Raw genomic sequence first — 20,203 nt, forward strand, 5'->3', positions numbered from 1 at the left:
GTGGAAAAAGCGATAATTCCGCCGGAAAAGAAGCCCTATCAGGAGATTGGTGATGACTTACGCGCCCAGATCGCGCATGGGCGCTACCCGGTCGGGTCGCGTTTGCCGCCGGAACGCCATATTGCCGAAACCTACGGCGTCAGCCGGACCATCGTGCGCGAAGCGCTGCTGATGCTGGAGCTGCAGGGGACGGTGGATATTCGTCAGGGATCCGGGGTGTACGTCATGCGTATTCCCCACGAGAACGACAGCGAAGAGGAGCAACTGCTCAGCAGCGACGTCGGTCCGTTTGAAATTCTGCAGGCGCGCCAGCTGCTGGAGAGCAATATCGCCGCCTTTGCCGCGAAAATGGCCACCCGCGCCGATATCGATAATCTGAAGCGGATTATCGAGCAGGAGCAGCGGGCTATCGCCCTCAACGACACCGCGCAGGATAACGCTCGTCTGTTCCATCTGGTGCTGGCCGGGGCGACGCAGAACCAGATGCTGCTGGCGACGGTGGAGCGGATCTGGCTGCAGATGGACAGCAGCCCGCTGTGGCAGCAGTTCAATGTGCATATTGCCAGCCGCGCCTGGCGGCTGAAGTGGCTCGGTGACCGACAGACGCTGCTCGCCGCGCTGCGGCGTCGCGATGTGATGGGCGCCTGGCAGGCGATGTGGCAGCATCTGGAAAACGTCAAAAACAGTCTGCTGGAGCTGTCCGATGAAGACGCCCCCGACTTTGACGGCTATCTGTTCGACTCGGTGCCGATTTTTCAGGGGAAGCTGGTATGACGATCCTGCCGCTGTACGCTGCGCCGCAGTACGCCCCGCAGGTAACCGACTGGCTGTGGCACGCCTTTGGCGGCGAGACGCTGCCGCGGGAGTTTTTCGCCAGCATTGTGCAGCATAGCCAGACGGCGGAGGCGCTGCCATTGACCTTTATTGCCGTGGAAGGCGAGCAGTTGCTCGGCACGATTGGCCTCTGGCGCTGCGACTTGATCAGCCGCCAGGATCTGTTTCCCTGGCTGGCGGCGCTGTACGTCGCGCCCGCCGCCCGCGGTCAGGGGCTGGCCGGAAAACTGCAGCGGCATGTGATCGATTATGCCCGCCGCGCGGGCTTTCGGGAGCTCTATCTCTACTCCGCCTGCCGGGATTTCTATGAACGCTTCGGCTGGCGCTACATCGGCGAGGGGCTGGATTACCCGGCCACCGCCGTGCATCTCTATCGCTATGACTTATCGCCTTCCAGCGGGGCGACCACCGAGTGACGGCGCACCAGCGTCGGGCTGAACAGGTGGGTGATCTCCGGGGCCGGGCGGTACTCCGCCAGGGCTAAGGCCAGCTCGGCCGCCTGGGTCGCCATGGTGACGATCGGGTAGCGGACAGTGGTCAGCCGCGGACGGACATAGCGCGAAATCAGGACATCGTCGAAGCCAATCAGCGAAATTTCCCGCGGGACGTCGATGCCGTTGTCGTTGAGTACGCCCATCGCGCCGGCGGCCATCGAGTCGTTATAGCAGGCGACGGCGCTAAAGTGGCGGCCGCGGCCAAGCAGTTCGGTCATTGCCAGTTCGCCGCCGCTTTCATCCGGTTCAGCAAAGGCGACCAGCCGGTCATTGCACGGCAGGCCGCTCTCTTCCAGCGCCGCGTAGTACCCCTGCAGTCGATCTTCCGCATCGGAGATATGGTGGTTTGAGCACAGATAGCCGATACGCGTGTGCCCCTGCTGGATCAAATGACGGGTCGCCAGCCAGGCGCCATAGCGGTCGTCCAGCGCCACGCAGCGGGTTTCGTACCCGGGCAGGATGCGGTTGATCAGCACCATGCCGGGGATCTGCTTCATTAACCCCGCCAGTTCCTCATCAGGGATCATTTTGGCGTGCACCACCAGCGCCGCGCAGCGGTGGCGGATCAACTGCTCTATCGCCTGGCGTTCCTTCTGCACGTTGTGGTAGCCATTGCCAATCAGCAAAAAGTTGCCGGTGCGGTAAGCCACCTGTTCGACGGCTTTGACCATCGCGCCGAAGAAGGGGTCGGAGACATCACCCACCACCAGGCCGACGGTTTCCGTTGACTGTTGGGCCAGGGCCCGGGCGTTCGCGTTGGGATGATAGTTCAGGGTTTCCATCGCCGCGCCCACGGACTGACGCGAGGCTTCGCTGGCTTTGGGAGAGTTATTGATGACGCGGGAGACGGTAGCGACGGAGACTCCTGCGAGTCGGGCTACATCCTTAATTGTCGCCATACCATGCCTTTTATAGGGTAAGCGTTTACATACTGCTATGTTACGGGAAAGAGCGGCAGATTCAAGGCGCGGCGGCGAAGGAATGGCGCAAATGTGATTCAGACCGGGCTTATGGGTAACCTGTTTACATTGACGTCATCGCTAATTGAAACCGACGCAGGGAAATACAAACCTTTGCTTACACTTTGCGATGCGCTGTTGCGAATGTTCGCTGGTTTGTTCGCGGATCCGGTTGATATTCTGGCTATCCCAGAGGTATTGATAGGTGGAGTCAACGTCACGTTGACCACTTTACTTACACCAGCCTGCGCAGATGCGCAGGTTTTTTTTTGCCCGCCATCGGCGTTGTTACAGATAGCGAAAATCGTAATACCTGGTTGCACTTAGGCTCACTCCCTTGCGTTTTCCCGCTGGCCCGTTACGGTCGAAAAACGCGACAATCGAGATCCCAGAGGTATTGATAGGTGAGTTTCTTAGGTACGCTCTTCGTACTGAACGTCTTACACCGACCTGCGCGGATGCGCAGGTTTTTTTTATTCCGAAAATCTCCCCGCTGCACTGCTTTCCCATGCCTTCTCGTGTAACCTGCTTTGACTCATCACCGGTCACATGGAGTTGTTATGCTTTTGGGATTTTTCAGACTGCTGTTCAAGGGGTTATACCGGGTCAGACTGACCGGCGACACGCAGGCTTTATACCAGCAAAAGGTCTTAATTACCCCGAACCACGTCTCTTTCCTCGACGGCATTCTGCTGGCGCTGTTTTTGCCGGTCCGACCGGTTTTTGCGGTCTATACCTCAATCAGCCAGCGCTGGTTTATGCGCGCGCTGACGCCGATTATCGATTTTGTACCGCTGGACCCGACCAAACCGATGTCGATCAAACATCTGGTGCGGCTGATTGAACAGGGGCGGCCGGTGGTTATCTTCCCGGAAGGGCGAATTTCGGTTAGCGGCTCGCTGATGAAAATTTATGACGGCGCCGCCTTTGTCGCCGCCAAATCGCAGGCGACCATCGTGCCGCTACGCATTGACGGCGCCGAACTGACGCCCTTCAGCCGGCTGAAGGGGCTGGTGAAGCGTCGCCTGTTCCCGCGTATTCAGCTGCATCTGCTGCCGCCCACCCATCTGCCGATGCCCGAGGCGCCGCGCGCCCGCGACCGGCGGAAAATCGCCGGGGAAATGCTGCATCAAATCATGATGGAAGCCCGGATGGCAGTGCGTCCGCGGGAAACCCTGTATGAGTCGCTGCTGGCGGCGCAGGACCGCTTCGGCGCGCGCAAACCCTGCGTGGAGGATATCAACTTCCAGCCGGATACCTATCGCAAGCTGCTGACCAAGACTCTGTTTGTCGCCCGTATTCTGGAAAAATACAGCCAGCGGGGCGAAAAGATTGGCCTGATGCTGCCTAACGCCGGCATCAGCGCGGCGGTGATTTTCGGCGCTATCGCCCGCGGGCGTATTCCGGCGATGATGAACTATACCGCCGGGGTGAAAGGGCTCAGCAGCGCGATAGCCGCCGCGGAAATCAACACTATTTTTACCTCACGTACCTTCCTCGATAAAGGCAAACTCTGGCATCTGCCGGAGCAACTGACCCAGGTGCGCTGGGTATTCCTCGAAGATCTTAAAGGTGATATCACCCTCGCTGACAAACTATGGATTTTCGGACATCTGCTGGCGCCGCGTCTGGCGCAGGTTAAACAGCAGCCGGAAGACGCGGCGATGATCCTCTTCACCTCCGGCTCGGAGGGTAATCCGAAAGGGGTGGTGCACAGCCATAAGAGCCTGCTGGCCAACGTCGAGCAGATCAAAACCATCGCCGACTTTACCGCCAACGACCGCTTTATGTCGGCGCTGCCGCTGTTCCACTCCTTTGGCCTCACCGTCGGCCTGTTGACGCCGCTGTTTACCGGGGCAGAAGTGTTTCTCTATCCCAGCCCGCTGCACTATCGCGTGGTGCCGGAGCTGGTCTACGATCGCAACTGCACGGTGCTGTTCGGTACCTCGACCTTCCTCGCCAACTATGCCCGCTTCGCTAATCCGTATGATTTCTACCGCCTGCGCTATGTGGTCGCCGGGGCGGAGAAGCTGCAGGAGAGCACCAAACAGCTGTGGCAGGATAAATTCGGCCTGCGCATTCTCGAAGGCTATGGCGTGACCGAGTGCGCGCCGGTGGTATCGATTAACGTACCGATGGCGGCGAAGGTCGGCACCGTGGGCCGTATCCTGCCGGGGATGGACGCCCGCCTGCTGGCGATGCCAGGCATTGAGCAAGGGGGGCGGCTGCAGCTAAAAGGGCCGAACATCATGAAAGGCTACCTGCGGGTGGAAAACCCCGGGGTGCTGGAAGCGCCAGCGGCGGAAAACCAGCACGGCGAAATGGAAGCGGGCTGGTATGACACCGGCGATATCGTCACCTTCGACGAGCAGGGCTATGTTCGCATCCAGGGCCGCGCGAAGCGCTTTGCCAAAATCGCCGGCGAGATGATCTCCCTCGAGATGGTGGAGCAGGTGGCCCTCGGCGCGTCGCCGGACAAAATGCACGCCACGGCGATTAAACAGGACGCCAGCAAAGGCGAGGCGCTGGTGCTGTTTACCACCGATAATGAACTGACTCGCGAAGCCCTGCTGCGCTACGCTCGCCAGCACGGAGTACCGGAGCTGGCGGTACCGCGAGATATACGCTGGCTGAAGCAACTGCCGGTGCTGGGCAGCGGCAAGCCAGACTATGTCACCCTGAAAAACATGGTCGACGAGGCGGAAACAACCCATGAGTGAGTCAGTACATACTAACCCTTCGCTGTACTCGAAAGGGATGCTGGCGGTGATCTGCGCCCAGTTCCTGTCGGCCTTCGGCGACAATGCGCTTCTCTTCGCCACCCTGGCGCTGATGAAGCAGCTCTATTATCCGGAGTGGAGCCAGCCGGTCCTGCAGATGTTGTTTGTGGGCGCTTACATTCTTTTTGCTCCTTTTGTCGGCCAGTTTGCCGATAGCTTTGCCAAAGGCCGGGTGATGATGGTGGCCAACGGTCTGAAGCTGCTCGGCGCCGGCTGCATCTGCTTCGGTGTCAATCCGTTTATCGGCTATACGCTGGTGGGGATTGGCGCCGCCGCCTATTCGCCGGCCAAGTATGGCATTCTCGGTGAACTGACTACCGGCGATAAGTTGGTGAAGGCTAACGGACTGATGGAGTCCTCGACCATCGCGGCGATCCTGCTGGGCTCCATGGCCGGCGGGATCCTCGCCGACTGGCACGTGCTGGCGGCGCTGATCGTCTGCGCGCTGGTCTACGGCGGGGCGGTAGTGGCAAACCTGTGGATACCCAGGCTGCCGGCGGCGCGCCCGGGGCAGTCGTGGCGTTTTAAGCCAATGACGCACAGCTTCTTCAGCGCCTGCCGCACGCTGTGGCGCAACGGCGAAACCCGCTTTTCGCTGATGGGGACCAGCCTGTTCTGGGGCGCTGGCGTGACCCTGCGCTTCCTGCTGGTGATCTGGGTGCCGGTGGCGCTGGGCATTACCAGCAACGCCATGCCTACCTATCTTAATGCGATGGTGGCGGTCGGGATTGTGTTGGGGGCCGGGGCGGCGGCGAAGCTGGTGACCCTGGAGACGGTATCGCGCTGTATGCCGGCGGGAATATTGATCGGTATCGCGGTGATGGCCTTTGCGGTGCAGCAGTCGCTGCTGCCGGCGTTCGGTCTGCTGTTACTGCTCGGGGTGTTCGGCGGGTTCTTTATCGTACCGTTGAACGCGCTGCTGCAGGAGCGTGGGAAACATTCGGTCGGGGCAGGTAACGCCATTGCGGTACAGAACCTGGGCGAAAACGTGGCGATGCTGCTGATGCTGGGGCTCTATTCCCTGGCGGTGAGCGTGGGCGTTCCGCCGGTCGCCGTGGGGATAGGGTTTGGCGCGGCCTTTGCCGTGTCCATCGCCGCGCTGTGGGTCTGGGGGCGGCGTAAATAACCTCCCGGCTTGCGCTGCGCTTAACCGGGCGACGGGTTCACCAATGTCTGCTCTTCGGTAGCCCGGGTGGTGGCGTATACGCCGCTACCCGGGGCTTTGCTTTCTTACGGTGCCGGGTAGGTATAAACCTGATGCACCGCCTCAATCTCCGCTAATACCTCTTCGCTCAGTTCAAGCTGCAAACTTTCCACGTTGGCCTGCAGCTGCGCCATGGTCGTCGCCCCCAGCAGGGTGCTGGCGACAAATGGCTGCCGACGCACAAAGGCCAGCGCCATTTGCGCCGGATCGAGGCCGTGGCGTTTGGCGATATCCACATAGGCCGCTACCGCTTTCTGCGACTGCTCGCTGCTGTAGCGCGTAAAGCGGCTGAACAGCGTATTGCGCGCCCCCGCCGGCTTCGCACCGTTGAGATACTTCCCGGTCAGGGTGCCGAAAGCCAGGCAGGAGTAGGCCAGCAGCTCCACGCCTTCGAACTGACTCACTTCCGCGAGGCCGACTTCAAAGCTGCGGTTCAGCAGGCTGTAAGGATTCTGAATCGTCACGATCCGCGGCAGGTCGTGCTTATCCGCCAGGTGCAGATAACGCATCACGCCGAAGGCGGTTTCGTTCGACACGCCGATGTAGCGGATCTTCCCGGCGCGCTGGAACTCGGTCAGCGCTTCGAGAGTATCCAGCAGGGTCACGGCGGGCGCGGCATCAGCCCAGGTATAGCCCAGCTTGCCAAAGCAGTTGGTTGGGCGCTGCGGCCAGTGTACCTGGTACAGATCGAGGTAATCGGTCTGCAGCCGCTTCAGGCTGGCGTGCAGCGCCTCGCGGATATTTTTGCGGTCCAGGACGTGATTGGGCCGAATGCTGCTGTCGTTATTGCGCGCGGGCCCGCTAACTTTGGAGGCCAGCACCAGCTTTTCGCGATTGCCGCGTTTCGCCAGCCAGTTGCCGACGTAGGTTTCAGTCAGCCCCTGAGTTTCCGGGCGCGGCGGGACGGGGTACATTTCGGCGACATCGATCAGATTGATGCCGTTGGCAACCGCATAGTCGAGCTGCTGATGGGCATCAGCTTCGCTGTTCTGCTCGCCAAAGGTCATGGTCCCCAGCCCGAGGGTGCTGATTTCAAGTGAACTGTGTGGGATACGGTGATACTGCATAGCCAGCTTCCTTTTTATTTATAAGGTCAGGCATTCCCCGACAAAGGAGTATCAACATGGCAGAGGGTGAGAAAAAGAGGAAGTAAAAAATCAAAAAAGCCGGGTGACGAGGAGGGGCGGTGGGTGGAACCCGCGGCGTCCTGGTGTGTCCCGACTCTTCTCAAAAGACTGGTTGTCGGTAAGCGCAGCGTCAACAGAGGCTGGGGCCGACGGGGAAAGATTAACGCTTAATGATTTGCGAAACGTCGTCACGATTGATCTGCATTTTATTACCCTGCTGATCTTCGTAACTGATTAAACCGGTATCATCATCCACGGTAGGTTTACCGTCGGTCAGGATCATTCGCCCATCTTTGGTCGCCATGACGTAATCGCTGCTGCAACCGGAAACCGAGAACGCCAGTCCTACGGCGGAAATCAATACTGCCCATTTTTTCATCGTCATCACCTCTTGAGTAGCTGCACCCCATACCCGTCTATTAATAGCCTGATTTGTGAGACATAAAAAGCAGTAAAGTCTGAAAAAGGGTTGCAGCCTGTGACCAGGCTGCAATTTTGTGGTTTACAGCGGGTTTTTCTTATTACGCAGCAGGTTAAGGCTCTCCACCGCAATAGAGAAGAACATGGCGAAATAGATGTATCCCTTCGGCACATGAACGTCGAAACTTTCCAGCATCAGGGTAAAGCCGACGAGGATCAGAAACGATAGCGCCAGCATTTTCACCGAAGGATGGCGGTCAACAAAATCGCCGATAGGTCGCGCGGCGAACATCATCACCCCCACCGCAATCACCACCGCCGCCATCATGATGAACAGATGATCCGACAGGCCGACGGCGGTGATCACTGAATCGAGGCTAAAGATGATATCCAGCAGCATGATCTGCACGATAGCGCCGAGAAAGGAGTGGACGTTGGTCTTCAGCCCCTCTTCTTCACCTTCGATAGACTCATGGATCTCTTTACTGGCTTTCCAGATAAGGAATAGCCCACCGAGCAGCAAGATCAGGTCGCGAAACGAAATCTCCTGACCGAGGACGGTGAAGAGCGGGTTGGTCAGTTTCACTACCCAGGCGATAGAGGCAAGCAGCGCCAGGCGCATGACCATCGCGCCCATCAAACCGATCCGACGCGCATGGGCGCGCTGGGCGGTGGGGAGCTTGGCCACGACCAGAGAGAGAAAAATAATATTATCGATCCCGAGCACGATCTCCAGCAGCGTCAACGTGCCCAGCGCCAGCCAGGCGTTAGGATCGGTTATCCATGCAAATAACATTGTTCAAAGTCCTGCAAAATAGAAAGCAGCAATTATATGCAAGCCCTAACGCAGAACAAAAAATTAATCGTGTTGTAACAAGAAATGGCGGGCGAGCAGGGCGGCGGTAAAATTCTTTTTCAGGTAAAAGCCGCGCGGCAGCGTCAGGATCGTCTCCCCGTGCGCGCCGATGGCCTCGGTCAGCGCCTTGCTGTTGGCGGCTTTCGGTCTTAACTGCAGCACCTCGCCGTGGCGGGCGGTAATGCGCTCAACTTCGCCCAGAACAATGAGATCCATCAGCTCCTCCCAGTCCATGCGCAGCTGGCGCTCCTCGTCTTCGTCCGGACTCCACAGCAGTGGTGCGCCGACGCGCCGTGCCGCCAGCGGAATGGTGCGCTCACCCTCCACCGGGATCCACAGGACGCGCTGCAGCTTATGCCGCACATGGCTGCTCTCCCAGGTGACGCCGCTATTGCCGGTTAACGGGGCGACACAGACGAAGGTGGTCTCCAGCGGACGCCCCCGGCTGTCGATGGGGATCGTTTTGAGCTCGACCCCCAGCGCGGCGAAATCCTGCTCGGGTTTACTGCCTGCGCTGGCGCCCAGCCATAGCTCCAGCAGAATGCCCGTCCAGCCTTTATCGCGTTTCAGATCGCGCGGAATGGGGATCCCGGCCAGCGCCGCCAGCTCGCCCAGCGAATAGCCAGCCAGCTGACGGGCCTGGGCCAGCAACTGTTCCTGACTTTGCGGCGGCGAGGAGAGAGGGGCGATAGTGGGCATAGGGCGCTACCTTTGGCTAAAAAATGAGCGCTATTTTTGCGCGTTGTGGATAGAGTTTACCGTTTTCTGAGTAACTATACCAATGTCATGATTTATATGAGTTTTTAAACTTATTGCGCCGCGGGTGAAAACCGTGAAAACAGGTTTTCCAGAACTGGTCACTGACAATAAACAGGATCTTACACCATGTTATCCACAGAAAATTGGGATAACTGGGGAAAAGCCTCACTACTGGTTCGATTTACAGCCTTGACGTGCGACGAAAATCGAAATTTTAGAGAAAACCTGCCCGCGGTCTGCGCGTAATCTGTGGATAAAATCGACATTGCTCGATCTTTCATCAGTCAGCGGATCGCATATGTGATGATCGTCACGTTACGTTGTAATAAATGAAAGGAATATATTCTAACTTGATGAATATGCTATCATTATTTTAAGGTGTTAGCGGTGCGATGTTCAGATTACTCCGGGTTTTCCCGGGGTAATTCCGTACTTCTTCACAACTCTATCCACAGAAAAAGTGAATAAAATAGGGCCTAAGCCGCATTCGTTGTTTATAACTCTGGCCATTACTGTGAGTTATTCAAATGTTATCCGTTCTCAGTGTGCGAACAGAGTGGTTTACCGTTTCCGGCGAGTGTGAAACAATCATTCACATTGAAGCTTATCTTGAGGTAGTCCGGTGATTGATGACGATGGCTACCGCCCAAATGTCGGTATTGTAATCTGTAATCGTCAGGGCCAGGTCATGTGGGCCCGGCGCTATGGTCAGCACTCGTGGCAGTTCCCGCAAGGGGGCATAAATCCAGGAGAATCCGCAGAGCAGGCGATGTATCGGGAATTGTTTGAAGAGGTCGGGTTAAGCCGTAAAGATGTGCGGATCCTTGCCTCAACCCGTAACTGGCTGCGTTACAAGTTGCCTAAACGTTTGGTGCGTTGGGACACAAAGCCGGTTTGTATCGGCCAGAAACAAAAGTGGTTTCTTTTGCAGTTGATCGGCAACGATGCGGACATCAATATGCAAACCAGCAGTACACCAGAATTTGATGGTTGGCGCTGGGTGAGTTACTGGTACCCGGTCCGCCAGGTGGTGTCGTTCAAGCGCGACGTCTACCGCCGGGTGATGAAAGAGTTCGCCAGCGTGACCATGTCGCTGGCGGAGAGTGCACCTAAGCCGCAAAGCGCGCCTGCTTATCGACGTAAAAGAGGTTAAGCCACGCACATTATGCTCACTCGGTTGCGAGAAATAGTCGAGAAGGTCGCGAGTGCGCCGCGTTTAAACGAGGCGCTGGATATTCTGGTGACGGATGTCTGCCAGGCGATGGAGACGGAAGTCTGCTCGGTTTACCTGGCTGACAATGACCGACGCTGCTATTACCTGATGGCCACCCGCGGGTTAAAAAAACCTCGCGGGCGCACCGTTGCGCTGGCGTTCGATGAAGGCCTGGTGGGTCTGGTTGGCCGCCTGGCGGAGCCCATCAACCTCGCCGATGCGCAAAAACACCCCAGCTTCAAATATATCCCTGCCGTCAAAGAGGACCGCTTCCGCGCCTTCCTTGGCGTGCCGATCATTCAGCGCCGCCAGCTGTTGGGCGTGCTGGTGGTCCAGCAGCGCGAGCTGCGTCAGTTTGATGAAAGCGAAGAGTCTTTCCTCGTCACCCTCGCCACCCAGATGGCGGCGATCCTCTCCCAGTCCCAGCTGAACGCCCTGTTCGGCCAGTATCGTCAGACGCGCATTCGCGCCCTCCCGGCCTCTTCCGGGGTGGCGATCGCCGAGGGCTGGATGGACGTCAGCCTGCCGCTGATGGAGCAGGTGTATGAAGCCTCGACGCTGGACACCGCCTCGGAACGCGAACGCCTGACCGGCGCGCTGGAAGAGGCGGCTAACGAATTTCGTCGCTACAGCAAACGCTATGCTGCCGGCGCGCAAAAAGAGACGGCGGCGATCTTCGATCTCTACTCGCACCTCCTCTCCGACGCCCGCCTGCGTCGCGAGCTGTTTGCCGAAGTCGACAAAGGCGCGGTGGCCGAGTGGGCGGTCAAAAAGATCATTGAGAAGTTCGCCGAACAGTTTGCCGCGCTCAGCGACGGTTATCTGAAAGAGCGGGCCGGCGATCTGCGTACCCTGGGTCAGCGTCTGCTGTTCCATCTCGACGACAGCATTCAGGGGCCCAACACCTGGCCGGCGCGCATTATCCTCGTGGCGGACGAGCTGTCGGCCACCACCCTTGCCGAAGTGCCGCAGGATCGTCTGGTCGGTGTGGTGGTGCGCGATGGCGCCGCCAACTCCCATGCCGCCATTATGGTACGCGCCCTCGGGATCCCGACGGTGATGGGCGCCGATATCCAGCCCTCTCTGCTGCATGGCCATACGCTGATTGTCGATGGCTATCGCGGTGAGCTGCTGGTGGATCCCGAACCTGTTCTGTTGCAGGAATATCAGCGCCTTATTAGCGAAGAGAACGAGCTCAGCCGCCTGGCGGAGGACGATCTCCAGCGCGCGTCGGAGCTGAAAAGCGGCGAGCGGGTGAAAGTCATGCTCAACGCCGGCTTAAGCCCGGAGCACGAAGAGAAGCTCGGCAGCTTTGTTGACGGCATTGGCCTCTACCGTACCGAAATTCCCTTTATGCTGCAGAGCGGCTTCCCCTCTGAAGAGGAGCAGGTCGCCCAGTATCAGGGCATGCTGCAGATGTTTAACAGCAAACCGGTGACCCTGCGTACCCTGGACATCGGCGCGGATAAACAGCTGCCGTATATGCCGATCAGCGAAGAGAACCCGTGCCTCGGCTGGCGCGGGATCCGCATCACCCTCGATCAGCCGGAGATCTTTTTGATCCAGGTGCGAGCGATGCTGCGCGCCAACGCCGCCACCGGCAACCTCAGCATTTTGCTGCCTATGGTGACCAGTCTGGAGGAGGTGGATGAGGCCCGTCGGCTGATCGACCGCGCCAGCCGGGAAGTGGAAGAGATGATCGGCTACGCCATCCCACGTCCGCGCCTGGGGGTGATGCTGGAGGTCCCGTCGATGGTCTTTATGCTGCCGCAGCTGGCCAGTCGGATCGATTTTATCTCGGTAGGGACGAACGACCTGACCCAGTACCTGCTGGCCGTCGACCGCAACAATACCCGGGTCGCCAGCATGTATGACAGCCTGCATCCGGCGGTATTGCGGGCGCTGGCGATGATCGCCCATGACGCGGAGCGCTTTGGCATCGATCTGCGACTGTGCGGCGAGATGGCGGGCGACCCGATGTGCGTGACGATCCTTATCGGCCTCGGTTATCGCCATCTGTCGATGAACGGCCGCTCGGTGGCGAGGGTGAAATATCTGCTGCGCCGCATTGATATCGAAGAGGCGCAGGAGCTGTCGCGTCGCAGCCTTGATGCCCAGATGACCGCTGAGGTGCGCCATCAGGTGGCGGCCTTTATGGAGCGTCGCGGTCTCGGCGGCCTGATCCGCGGCGGGCGGTAGCGGTAGCCCGGGTGAGGCGTAAGCCGTAACCCGGGGATCCTCTGCTCGCACCATCCGGCAAAATAGGGTACCGCCGGGAAAACGGCATTCTGTTAGCATCCGTATACATATCTTTTACACGTTCGGCGCGGATCGCACTCCAGGCTTATGCTATGATTCGCCTCCTTCGGCGTGCCCGTTTTTATCGGGCATAGATCATCACCGCTGTCCACTTTCGGCGGAATAACAAGTCTTTATGGTGACAGATGAATAGTGGCTACCTGCATTTTCCGGAGTTCGATCCGGTCATTTTTTCTCTAGGCCCGGTCTCCCTCCACTGGTACGGTTTGATGTACCTGGTGGGCTTTGTCTTTGCGATGTGGCTGGCCACCCGTCGGGCGAATCGTTCGGGCAGCGGCTGGACGAAAAATGAAGTGGAAAACCTGCTCTACGCGGGCTTCCTCGGCGTCTTCCTGGGCGGCCGTATCGGCTACGTGCTGTTTTACAACCTGCCGGTATTTCTTGCCGATCCGCTGTATCTGTTCCGCGTCTGGGACGGCGGCATGTCGTTCCACGGCGGCCTGATCGGCGTGATCCTGGTGATGATTATCTTCGCCAGACGCACCAAACGCACCTTCTTCCAGGTCTCCGATTTTATCGCGCCGCTGATCCCGTTTGGCCTTGGCGCCGGGCGTCTGGGTAACTTCATCAACGGTGAGCTGTGGGGCCGCGTGGACCCGAGCTTCCACTACACGATGATTTTCCCGGGCTCCCGTGCCGAAGACCTGGCGCTGCTGCCGACGCATCCGGAATGGCAATCGCTGTTCGATACCTACGGCGCGCTGCCGCGTCACGCGTCGCAGCTGTACGAGCTGGCGCTGGAAGGCGTGGTGCTGTTCCTGATCCTGAACCTGTTTATCCGTAAACCGCGCCCGACCGGCTCCGTTTCCGGTCTGTTCCTGATTGGCTACGGCCTGTTCCGCATCATCGTGGAATTCTTCCGCCAGCCCGACGCCCAGTTCACCGGCGGCTGGGTGCAGTACATCAGCATGGGGCAGATTCTTTCGATCCCGATGGTGCTTGCGGGTATCATCATGATGGTTTGGGCTTACCGCCATCGTCCGCAGCAACAGAATTCTTGAGGAACCATGAAACAGTATCTTGATTTGATGCAGAAAGTGCTCACCGAGGGCACGCCAAAAAATGACCGCACCGGCACTGGCACGATCTCTATTTTCGGCCATCAGATGCGTTTTAACCTGCAGGAAGGCTTCCCGCTGGTGACCACCAAGCGCTGTCATTTACGCTCCATCATCCATGAACTGCTGTGGTTCCTGCAGGGCGACACCAACATCGCCTATCTGCACGACAACAACGTCACCATCTGGGACGAGTGGGCAGATGAAAATGGCGACCTGGGGCCGGTCTACGGCAAACAGTGGCGTTCCTGGCCTGCGCCGGACGGTCGTCATATCGACCAGATCACCACGGTGATGAACCAACTGAAAAACGACCCGGACTCCCGCCGGATCATCGTCTCGGCGTGGAACGTCGGCGAGCTGGATAAAATGGCGCTGGCGCCGTGCCACGCCTTCTTCCAGTTCTACGTCGCTGACGGCAAGCTCTCCTGCCAGCTGTATCAGCGCTCCTGCGACGTATTCCTCGGCCTGCCGTTCAATATCGCCAGCTACGCGCTGCTGGTGCATATGGTGGCGCAGCAGTGCGATCTGCAGGTCGGTGATTTCGTCTGGACCGGCGGCGACACCCATCTGTACAGCAACCATCTTGAGCAGACCAACCTGCAGTTGAGCCGCGAACCGCGTCCGCTGCCGAAGCTGGTCATCAAACGCAAACCGGCGTCGATTTTCGACTACCGTTTTGAAGACTTCGAGATTGAAGGTTACGATCCGCACCCGGGCATTAAAGCGCCGGTGGCGATTTAACCCCCCCTGCAGAGATGATCAACCGGCGCCCGATGGCGCCGGTTTTTTTATGCCTTTTGCACCATCAGAATGGAGGCTATCTCCATAGCCACAGGGATAAGGTCGCTTCAGCCTGCCCACTGCCCCCCCGGCGGTTGCGGTGGGCGAAGTTGGGTAGACGCTCGCAAAAAAATGTTCCTCTGTCGAGTATGCAAACCTTTTTTGCGTATCTGGCCGGGAAAGCTATTTTCCGTCGTCGCGCCAGGGTCAACCGCCGCGGCATACTCGACGCCATGAACAGAGAACATGGCTACACCCTGATGGAAACCCTGGTAACGCTGACACTGATGATGATCCTCAGCGTCGGCGGCCTGTACGGCTGGCAGCGCTGGCAGCAGCAGCAACAACTGTGGCAAACCGCCGTCCAGGTGCGGGATTTTCTGCTCTTTCTGCGCGATGACGCCAACGCGTACAACCGGGACCGCGTGCTTCGCGTCGGCCAGGACGAAGTGGGCTGGTGCCTGAGCGCGGAGGGGGAGGGGCCGGAATGCGCCTCGGGGACATCCTTCACGCTGCGCCCGCGCTGGCCGGGGATCACGCTGGCTGGCGTTACGCCTGGTCTGGGGTTTTATGGTCTGCGCAGCACCGCCTGGGCGGGGAATCTGCGGTTGCAGAGCGCGGCCGGCAGCTGGAGCATTGTGATCTCACACTGGGGGCGGATTCGTTTATGCCGCAGCGACAGCGCAGGAGGGTGTCAGTGAACAGTCGAGGATTTTCCCTGGCGGAGGCGCTTATCGCCATGGCCATCGGCTCGCTGCTGCTGATGGGGGCCTGCCGTTTTCTGCCTGCCCTGCAGCGTCATATTCTGCGCCAGGGCGAACAGCTGGCCCTGGAGAACGAGCTGTGGCAGCGCGTGCATGCCGTGGGAAAACATCTCCAGCGCGCCGGGTACTGCCGGGGAGCGTGCGGCGGAGCCGGGCTGGAGCTAGCCGCTGATGGCGAGTGTCTGATTGTGCGCTGGGATGCGAACAGCAACGGGAGATGGGAAACCTCCCCCGCGGCAGCGGCGGAGAGCACCGGCTTTCGCCTGCGCGACGGCGCGCTGGAGACCTTGCGCGGGGCCAGCGACTGCCGCGGGGGCGGATGGGAGAAAATCACCAACCCGGCCGCCATCGTGGTGACGCGCTTCTCGGTACAACGTCAGGTCACCTCGGGCTTCGCGCCGGAGCTGAGCGTGACGCTGGCGGCGCGCTCCGCGCAACAGAGGGGCCTGACGAGCGAGGTGGAGCAGCGGGTGACGGGGTATAACCTGTGATCCGTCAGCGTGGAATGTCGTCGCTGCTGATGGTGCTCCTGTTGCTGACCCTCGGCAGCCTGTTACTCGAGGGGCTTAACCTGCAGCAGCGGGCGCTGCTGGCGCAAACCGCCAGCGAAACGCAGGCGATCCGCGATACGGCGATAGCCCATTCGGCGCTGCAGTGGGGAAAACAACAGGCCTGGTCGGCGCAGCTGCCGCTGGCCTGCCGGGAGCAGACGCCGCAGGGCTGGCGCGCCTGCCTGCGTATCTTCGGCGACGGTTCACTGTTGCTCAGCAGCGCCAGCGGCGAGGTGCAGGTCTGGCAGTCCGGCGAGGTGCGCGGCGGGCAGGTGCGTTTTTCCGCCCACGGCTGGAGCGATTTTTGCCCGCTCAGGGAGGCGAGCTTATGTCAAATGCCCTGAAGCATCAGCGGGGGTTTAGCCTGCCGGAGACCGTGCTGGCGATGGCGCTGATGGTGCTGACGGTCACCGCGCTGGGCGGCTATCAGCGCGGAATGGCGCAAGGAATTGTCCAGTTGAACCAGACCCGTCAGCTGTGGCGGGACGCGTGGCGCTATAGCCAGCTCTCCGCGCCGCCCTCGCCGGAACACGGGCAGGTAAGCCGTATGCAGACATCGACGCAAAGATGTGTCAGCATCACGGTAACGATCAGTAGGCCCGTTGCAAAGCGGGTGCAGATGACCCGGCTGCATTGCCCGGTTAGTCAGTAGTCAGGAGCAATTATGTTAAGGGTATACCACTCAAACCGGCTGGATGTTCTCGAGGCGTTGATGGAATTTATCGTCGAGCGCCAGCGGCTGGATGACCCTTTTCAGGCCGAAATGGTGCTGGTGCAGAGTACCGGTATGGCGCAGTGGCTGCAGATGACCCTGGCCTCGCGCTTCGGAATTGCCGCCAATATCGAGTTCCCGCTGCCGGCGAGCTTTATCTGGGACATGTTCGTGCGCGTCCTGAAAGATATTCCTGGCGAAAGCGCCTTCAGCAAGCAGAGCATGAGCTGGAAGCTGATGACCCTCCTGCCGCAGCACCTGGAGGAAGACGATTTTATCTTGCTGCGCCAGTATCTGAGCGATGACGGCGACAAGCGCAAACTGTTTCAACTCGCCGCCCGGGTGGCGGACCTCTATGACCAGTACCTCGTCTATCGCCCGGAGTGGCTGATGCGCTGGGAGGCCGGCCAGCGGGTGGAAGGTCTCGGCGATGCCCAGCAGTGGCAGGCGCCGCTGTGGCAGGCGCTGGTGAGCTATACCGCCGAGCTGGGGCAACCGCAGTGGCACCGCGCCAATCTCTACCAGCGCTTTATCAGTACCCTGGAAAAAGCGGACGAACCGCCCGCCGGGCTGCCGTCGCGCGTCTTTATCTGCGGGATTTCCGCGCTGCCGCCGGTCTATCTTCAGGCCCTGCAGGCGCTGGGTAAGCATGTCGATGTCTACGTATTGTTTACCAACCCCTGCCGCTACTACTGGGGAGACATTAAGGATCCGGCGTTCCTGGCGAAGCTGCTGTCGCGCCAGCGGCGCCATCACCGCGAGGCGCGCGCGCTACCCCTGTTTCGCGACACCGAGCAGGCGCCGGGGTTGTTTAATGACGCTGGGGAACAGGATGTCGGCAACCCGTTGCTCGCCTCCTGGGGCAAACTGGGGCGCGACTATATCTACCTGTTGGCGGGGCTGGAGCGCTATGAGGAGCTGGACGCCTTTGTCGATATTGCCCCCGATAACCTGTTGCATAACCTGCAATCGGATATCCTCGAACTGCGCAACGCGGCGGTGGCCGGGCAGAGCGCAGAGGCGTTCGCCCACAGTCGCGACAAACGTCCGCTGGCGCTGGATGACCGCAGCCTGAGCATTCACGTCTGCCACAGTCCGCAGCGCGAAGTGGAGGTTCTGCACGATCGGCTACTGGCGATGCTGGAGGCGGATCCGACGCTCACGCCGCGGGATATCATCGTCATGGTGGCGGATATCGACAGCTACAGTCCCTATATTCAGGCGGTGTTTGGCGCGGCCAGCGGCGATCGCTGGTTGCCGTGGGCGATCTCCGACCGTCGCGCCCGCGAGTCGCACCCGGTGCTGCAGGCGTTTATCACGCTGCTCTCGCTGCCGGACAGCCGCTTCGCCAGCGAAGATGTGCTGGCGCTGCTGGACGTGCCGGTGCTGGCGGCGCGCTTTAATATCACTGAAGAAGGGCTGCGCTACCTGCGCCAGTGGGTGAACGAGTCCGGCGTCCGCTGGGGAATGGATGACGACAACGTCCGCGAGCTGGACCTGCCGGCGACCGGGCAGCATACCTGGCGGTTCGGCCTCACCCGCATGCTGTTGGGCTACGCGATGGACAGCCGCGAGGGAGAGTGGCAGTCGGTGCTGCCGTATGACGAATCCAGCGGTTTGATCGCCGAACTGGTGGGCAACCTCGCGTCGCTGCTGATGCAGCTTAATCTGTGGCGACGCGGCCTTGCCCAGCAGCGGCCGCTGGCGGAGTGGCTGCCGGTCTGTCGCGATCTGCTGAATGACTTTTTCCTGCCGGACAGCGAGACCGAAGCGGCGCTGGCACTGATTGAGCAACAATGGCTGGCGGTTATTGATAGCGGTCTGGAAGCACAGTATGGCGACCAGGTGCCGCTGACGCTACTGCGCGATGAGCTGGCCCAGCGTCTCGATCAGCAGCGGATCAGCCAGCGCTTTCTTGCTGGCCCGGTCAACATCTGTACCCTGATGCCAATGCGTTCGATCCCCTTTAAGGTGGTGTGCCTGCTGGGGATGAATGACGGAGTCTATCCGCGAACGCTACCGCCGCTGGGCTTTGATTTAATGAGCCAGAAGCCGCAGCGCGGCGACCGCAGCCGGCGCGATGATGACCGCTATCTGTTCCTCGAAGCGCTGATGTCCGCCGAACAGACGCTGTATATCAGCTACATCGGCCGTTCGATCCAGGACAACAGCGAGCGCTTTCCCTCGGTGCTGGTGCAGGAGCTGGTGGATTATATCGGCCAGAGCCACTGTCTCGCTGGCGACGAGGAGCTTGATTGTGACGCCAGCGAAGCCCGTGTCAAAGCTCATATCACCCATCTGCACACGCGCATGCCGTTCGACGTCGCTAATTTCCAGGAAGACGAGAACAAGAGCTACGCTCGTGAATGGCTGGCCGCCGCCGGCCAGCAGGGAGAGGCGCATAGCGATTTTATACAGCCGCTCACCGCGCCGCCGATTGACAGCCTGCCGTTCGATCAGCTCCTGCGTTTCTGGCAGCACCCGGTACGCGCGTTCTTTCAGCAGCGTTTGCGGGTCAATTTCCGCGCCGAAGAGGACGATATTCCAGACGACGAGCCCTTCACTCTTGAAGGGCTGAGCCGTTATCAACTGAATCAGCAACTGCTCAATACGCTTATCGAGGAGCAGGACGTCTCAGCCATGTTCCGCCGCTTCCGCGCCGCCGGCGAGCTACCGTATGGCGCCTTTGGCGAGCTGGTCTGGGAGACGCAGCGCCTGGAGATGCAGGCGCTGGCCGAGCGGGTGATGGCCGAGCGCCAGCAGGCGCAGAGCATGGAGATCGATCTGCAGTGCGGCGGCGTGAACCTGACCGGCTGGCTGCAGCAGGTGCAGCCGGACGGTCTGCTGCGCTGGCGGCCTTCGCTGCTGAGCGTCTCCCAGGGGATGCAACTTTGGCTGGAACACCTTGTCTACTGTGCCAGCGGCGGCACCGGCGAGAGCCGGCTGTTTGTGCGGAAAGAGGGAGAGTGGCGCTTCCCGGCGCTGGCGCCCGCCGAGGCGCAGGCGTACCTTAATGCGCTGGTGGATGGCTATTTGCTGGGGATGTCGCAGCCGCTGCTGCTGCTGCCGGAAAGCGGTGGCGCCTGGCTGAAAGCCTGTTACGACGCCGAAAAGGATGTCATCTTAATGGACGAAGAGACGCAGCAGAAAGCGCGGAGCAAATTCCTGCAGACCTACGAAGGTAATATGGTGGTCAGCGGGGAGGGCGCCGATATCTGGTATCAACGCCTGTGGCGTTCGCTGGAGCCGGCGCATTACGAAGAAATTATTGCTCAGACGCAGCGTTATCTGTTACCGCTATATCGTTACCATCAGTCCACACAAATTTAAATAGTATAAAAATTGCGCAGTGAATGGCGGTTCATTTATT

The 20,203-nt window shown here is 59.7% G+C and carries 19 protein-coding genes; 13 read left to right on the forward strand and 6 right to left on the reverse strand.

Annotated elements, in window-relative coordinates; genetic code table 11:
* Nucleotides 1–774: a GntR family transcriptional regulator gene (locus tag AS136_RS02035; RefSeq protein ID WP_063266656.1), complete on the forward strand. Its 774-nt coding sequence runs from the start codon at nt 1–3 to the stop codon at nt 772–774.
* Nucleotides 771–1,250 carry a GNAT family N-acetyltransferase gene (locus AS136_RS02040; protein ID WP_012540650.1) on the forward strand — a complete coding sequence of 160 codons (480 nt, stop codon included), beginning with the start codon at nt 771–773 and terminating at the stop codon, nt 1,248–1,250. The genes AS136_RS02035 and AS136_RS02040 overlap by 4 nt, the downstream gene beginning before the upstream one ends.
* On the opposite strand, the gene galR is transcribed toward AS136_RS02040, so the two are convergent.
* Nucleotides 1,211–2,227: an HTH-type transcriptional regulator GalR gene (galR, locus tag AS136_RS02045; protein WP_008806335.1), complete on the reverse strand. Its 1,017-nt coding sequence runs from the start codon at nt 2,225–2,227 to the stop codon at nt 1,211–1,213. The genes AS136_RS02040 and galR overlap by 40 nt on opposite strands.
* 620 nt (nt 2,228–2,847) lie before the next feature.
* Between galR and aas the strand changes: the two genes are divergently transcribed.
* The gene (aas, locus tag AS136_RS02055) at nt 2,848–5,007 is read left to right on the forward strand and encodes a bifunctional acyl-ACP--phospholipid O-acyltransferase/long-chain-fatty-acid--ACP ligase (protein WP_023323236.1); all 2,160 of its coding nucleotides are present in this window, start codon (nt 2,848–2,850) and stop codon (nt 5,005–5,007) included.
* Complete coding sequence (gene lplT, locus AS136_RS02060) at nt 5,000–6,193, forward strand: lysophospholipid transporter LplT (RefSeq protein WP_023323235.1); 1,194 nt, start codon at nt 5,000–5,002, stop codon at nt 6,191–6,193. The genes aas and lplT overlap by 8 nt, the downstream gene beginning before the upstream one ends.
* 104 nt (nt 6,194–6,297) lie before the next feature.
* On the opposite strand, the gene AS136_RS02065 is transcribed toward lplT, so the two are convergent.
* The 5 genes from AS136_RS02065 to AS136_RS29260 form a co-directional block, all read right to left on the reverse strand.
* A complete protein-coding gene (locus AS136_RS02065; protein WP_008806332.1) occupies nt 6,298–7,338 on the reverse strand; it encodes an NADP(H)-dependent aldo-keto reductase in 1,041 nt (346 codons plus the stop codon).
* A gap of 220 nt (nt 7,339–7,558) precedes the next feature.
* Nucleotides 7,559–7,777, reverse strand: a complete 219-nt coding sequence (locus AS136_RS02070) for a YgdI/YgdR family lipoprotein (RefSeq protein ID WP_002915974.1) — start codon at nt 7,775–7,777, stop codon at nt 7,559–7,561.
* Between the two features lie 123 nt (nt 7,778–7,900).
* Nucleotides 7,901–8,614 (reverse strand): TerC family protein, encoded by a 714-nt coding sequence (locus AS136_RS02075; protein WP_004205441.1) that lies wholly within the window; start codon nt 8,612–8,614, stop codon nt 7,901–7,903.
* Nucleotides 8,615–8,677: 63 nt separating this feature from the next.
* Nucleotides 8,678–9,373: a DNA mismatch repair endonuclease MutH gene (gene mutH, locus AS136_RS02080; protein ID WP_008806331.1), complete on the reverse strand. Its 696-nt coding sequence runs from the start codon at nt 9,371–9,373 to the stop codon at nt 8,678–8,680.
* 85 nt (nt 9,374–9,458) lie between these two features.
* On the reverse strand, nt 9,459–9,602 hold the full coding sequence (locus tag AS136_RS29260; RefSeq protein WP_012540652.1) for a hypothetical protein: 144 nt from the start codon (nt 9,600–9,602) through the stop codon (nt 9,459–9,461).
* A 453-nt stretch (nt 9,603–10,055) separates the two neighbouring features.
* Between AS136_RS29260 and rppH the strand changes: the two genes are divergently transcribed.
* From rppH to recC, 9 genes are all read left to right on the forward strand, one after another.
* Nucleotides 10,056–10,586 carry an RNA pyrophosphohydrolase gene (gene rppH / locus AS136_RS02085; protein ID WP_004205443.1) on the forward strand — a complete coding sequence of 177 codons (531 nt, stop codon included), beginning with the start codon at nt 10,056–10,058 and terminating at the stop codon, nt 10,584–10,586.
* Between the two features lie 12 nt (nt 10,587–10,598).
* Nucleotides 10,599–12,845 (forward strand): phosphoenolpyruvate--protein phosphotransferase, encoded by a 2,247-nt coding sequence (gene ptsP, locus AS136_RS02090; RefSeq protein WP_008806330.1) that lies wholly within the window; start codon nt 10,599–10,601, stop codon nt 12,843–12,845.
* Between the two features lie 245 nt (nt 12,846–13,090).
* On the forward strand, nt 13,091–13,966 hold the full coding sequence (gene lgt / locus AS136_RS02095) for a prolipoprotein diacylglyceryl transferase (protein WP_023323234.1): 876 nt from the start codon (nt 13,091–13,093) through the stop codon (nt 13,964–13,966).
* Nucleotides 13,967–13,972: 6 nt separating this feature from the next.
* On the forward strand, nt 13,973–14,767 hold the full coding sequence (gene thyA, locus AS136_RS02100; protein WP_008806329.1) for a thymidylate synthase: 795 nt from the start codon (nt 13,973–13,975) through the stop codon (nt 14,765–14,767).
* A gap of 188 nt (nt 14,768–14,955) precedes the next feature.
* Complete coding sequence (locus tag AS136_RS02105; protein ID WP_016161770.1) at nt 14,956–15,507, forward strand: prepilin peptidase-dependent protein; 552 nt, start codon at nt 14,956–14,958, stop codon at nt 15,505–15,507.
* Nucleotides 15,504–16,061 carry a prepilin peptidase-dependent protein gene (locus AS136_RS02110; RefSeq protein WP_023298179.1) on the forward strand — a complete coding sequence of 186 codons (558 nt, stop codon included), beginning with the start codon at nt 15,504–15,506 and terminating at the stop codon, nt 16,059–16,061. Before AS136_RS02105 ends, AS136_RS02110 begins: the two co-directional genes overlap by 4 nt.
* Nucleotides 16,058–16,465 (forward strand): DUF2509 family protein, encoded by a 408-nt coding sequence (locus AS136_RS02115; protein ID WP_012967286.1) that lies wholly within the window; start codon nt 16,058–16,060, stop codon nt 16,463–16,465. Before AS136_RS02110 ends, AS136_RS02115 begins: the two co-directional genes overlap by 4 nt.
* Entirely contained in the window at nt 16,450–16,773 is a 324-nt protein-coding gene (locus AS136_RS02120; RefSeq protein ID WP_016161768.1) for a prepilin-type N-terminal cleavage/methylation domain-containing protein, read from the forward strand. The genes AS136_RS02115 and AS136_RS02120 overlap by 16 nt, the downstream gene beginning before the upstream one ends.
* A gap of 12 nt (nt 16,774–16,785) precedes the next feature.
* A complete protein-coding gene (gene recC, locus AS136_RS02125) occupies nt 16,786–20,163 on the forward strand; it encodes an exodeoxyribonuclease V subunit gamma (RefSeq protein ID WP_012540657.1) in 3,378 nt (1,125 codons plus the stop codon).
* Nucleotides 20,164–20,203 lie beyond the last annotated feature (40 nt).

Origin of the sequence: Klebsiella sp. D5A, from assembly GCF_001620885.1 — a bacterium.
Taxonomy (GTDB): domain Bacteria; phylum Pseudomonadota; class Gammaproteobacteria; order Enterobacterales; family Enterobacteriaceae; genus Klebsiella; species Klebsiella variicola.

Bases quoted from the DNA above. Each gene is read 5' to 3' on its own strand.
- AS136_RS02040 (WP_012540650.1), top strand. From the start codon at position 771: ATGACGATCCTGCCGCTGTACGCTGCGCCGCAGTACGCCCCGCAGGTA.
- galR (WP_008806335.1), bottom strand. From the start codon at position 2,227: ATGGCGACAATTAAGGATGTAGCCCGACTCGCAGGAGTCTCCGTCGCT.
- aas (WP_023323236.1), top strand. From the start codon at position 2,848: ATGCTTTTGGGATTTTTCAGACTGCTGTTCAAGGGGTTATACCGGGTC.
- lplT (WP_023323235.1), top strand. From the start codon at position 5,000: ATGAGTGAGTCAGTACATACTAACCCTTCGCTGTACTCGAAAGGGATG.
- AS136_RS02065 (WP_008806332.1), bottom strand. From the start codon at position 7,338: ATGCAGTATCACCGTATCCCACACAGTTCACTTGAAATCAGCACCCTC.
- AS136_RS02070 (WP_002915974.1), bottom strand. From the start codon at position 7,777: ATGAAAAAATGGGCAGTATTGATTTCCGCCGTAGGACTGGCGTTCTCG.
- AS136_RS02075 (WP_004205441.1), bottom strand. From the start codon at position 8,614: ATGTTATTTGCATGGATAACCGATCCTAACGCCTGGCTGGCGCTGGGC.
- mutH (WP_008806331.1), bottom strand. From the start codon at position 9,373: ATGCCCACTATCGCCCCTCTCTCCTCGCCGCCGCAAAGTCAGGAACAG.
- ptsP (WP_008806330.1), top strand. From the start codon at position 10,599: ATGCTCACTCGGTTGCGAGAAATAGTCGAGAAGGTCGCGAGTGCGCCG.
- lgt (WP_023323234.1), top strand. From the start codon at position 13,091: ATGAATAGTGGCTACCTGCATTTTCCGGAGTTCGATCCGGTCATTTTT.
- thyA (WP_008806329.1), top strand. From the start codon at position 13,973: ATGAAACAGTATCTTGATTTGATGCAGAAAGTGCTCACCGAGGGCACG.
- AS136_RS02105 (WP_016161770.1), top strand. From the start codon at position 14,956: ATGCAAACCTTTTTTGCGTATCTGGCCGGGAAAGCTATTTTCCGTCGT.
- AS136_RS02120 (WP_016161768.1), top strand. From the start codon at position 16,450: ATGTCAAATGCCCTGAAGCATCAGCGGGGGTTTAGCCTGCCGGAGACC.
- recC (WP_012540657.1), top strand. From the start codon at position 16,786: ATGTTAAGGGTATACCACTCAAACCGGCTGGATGTTCTCGAGGCGTTG.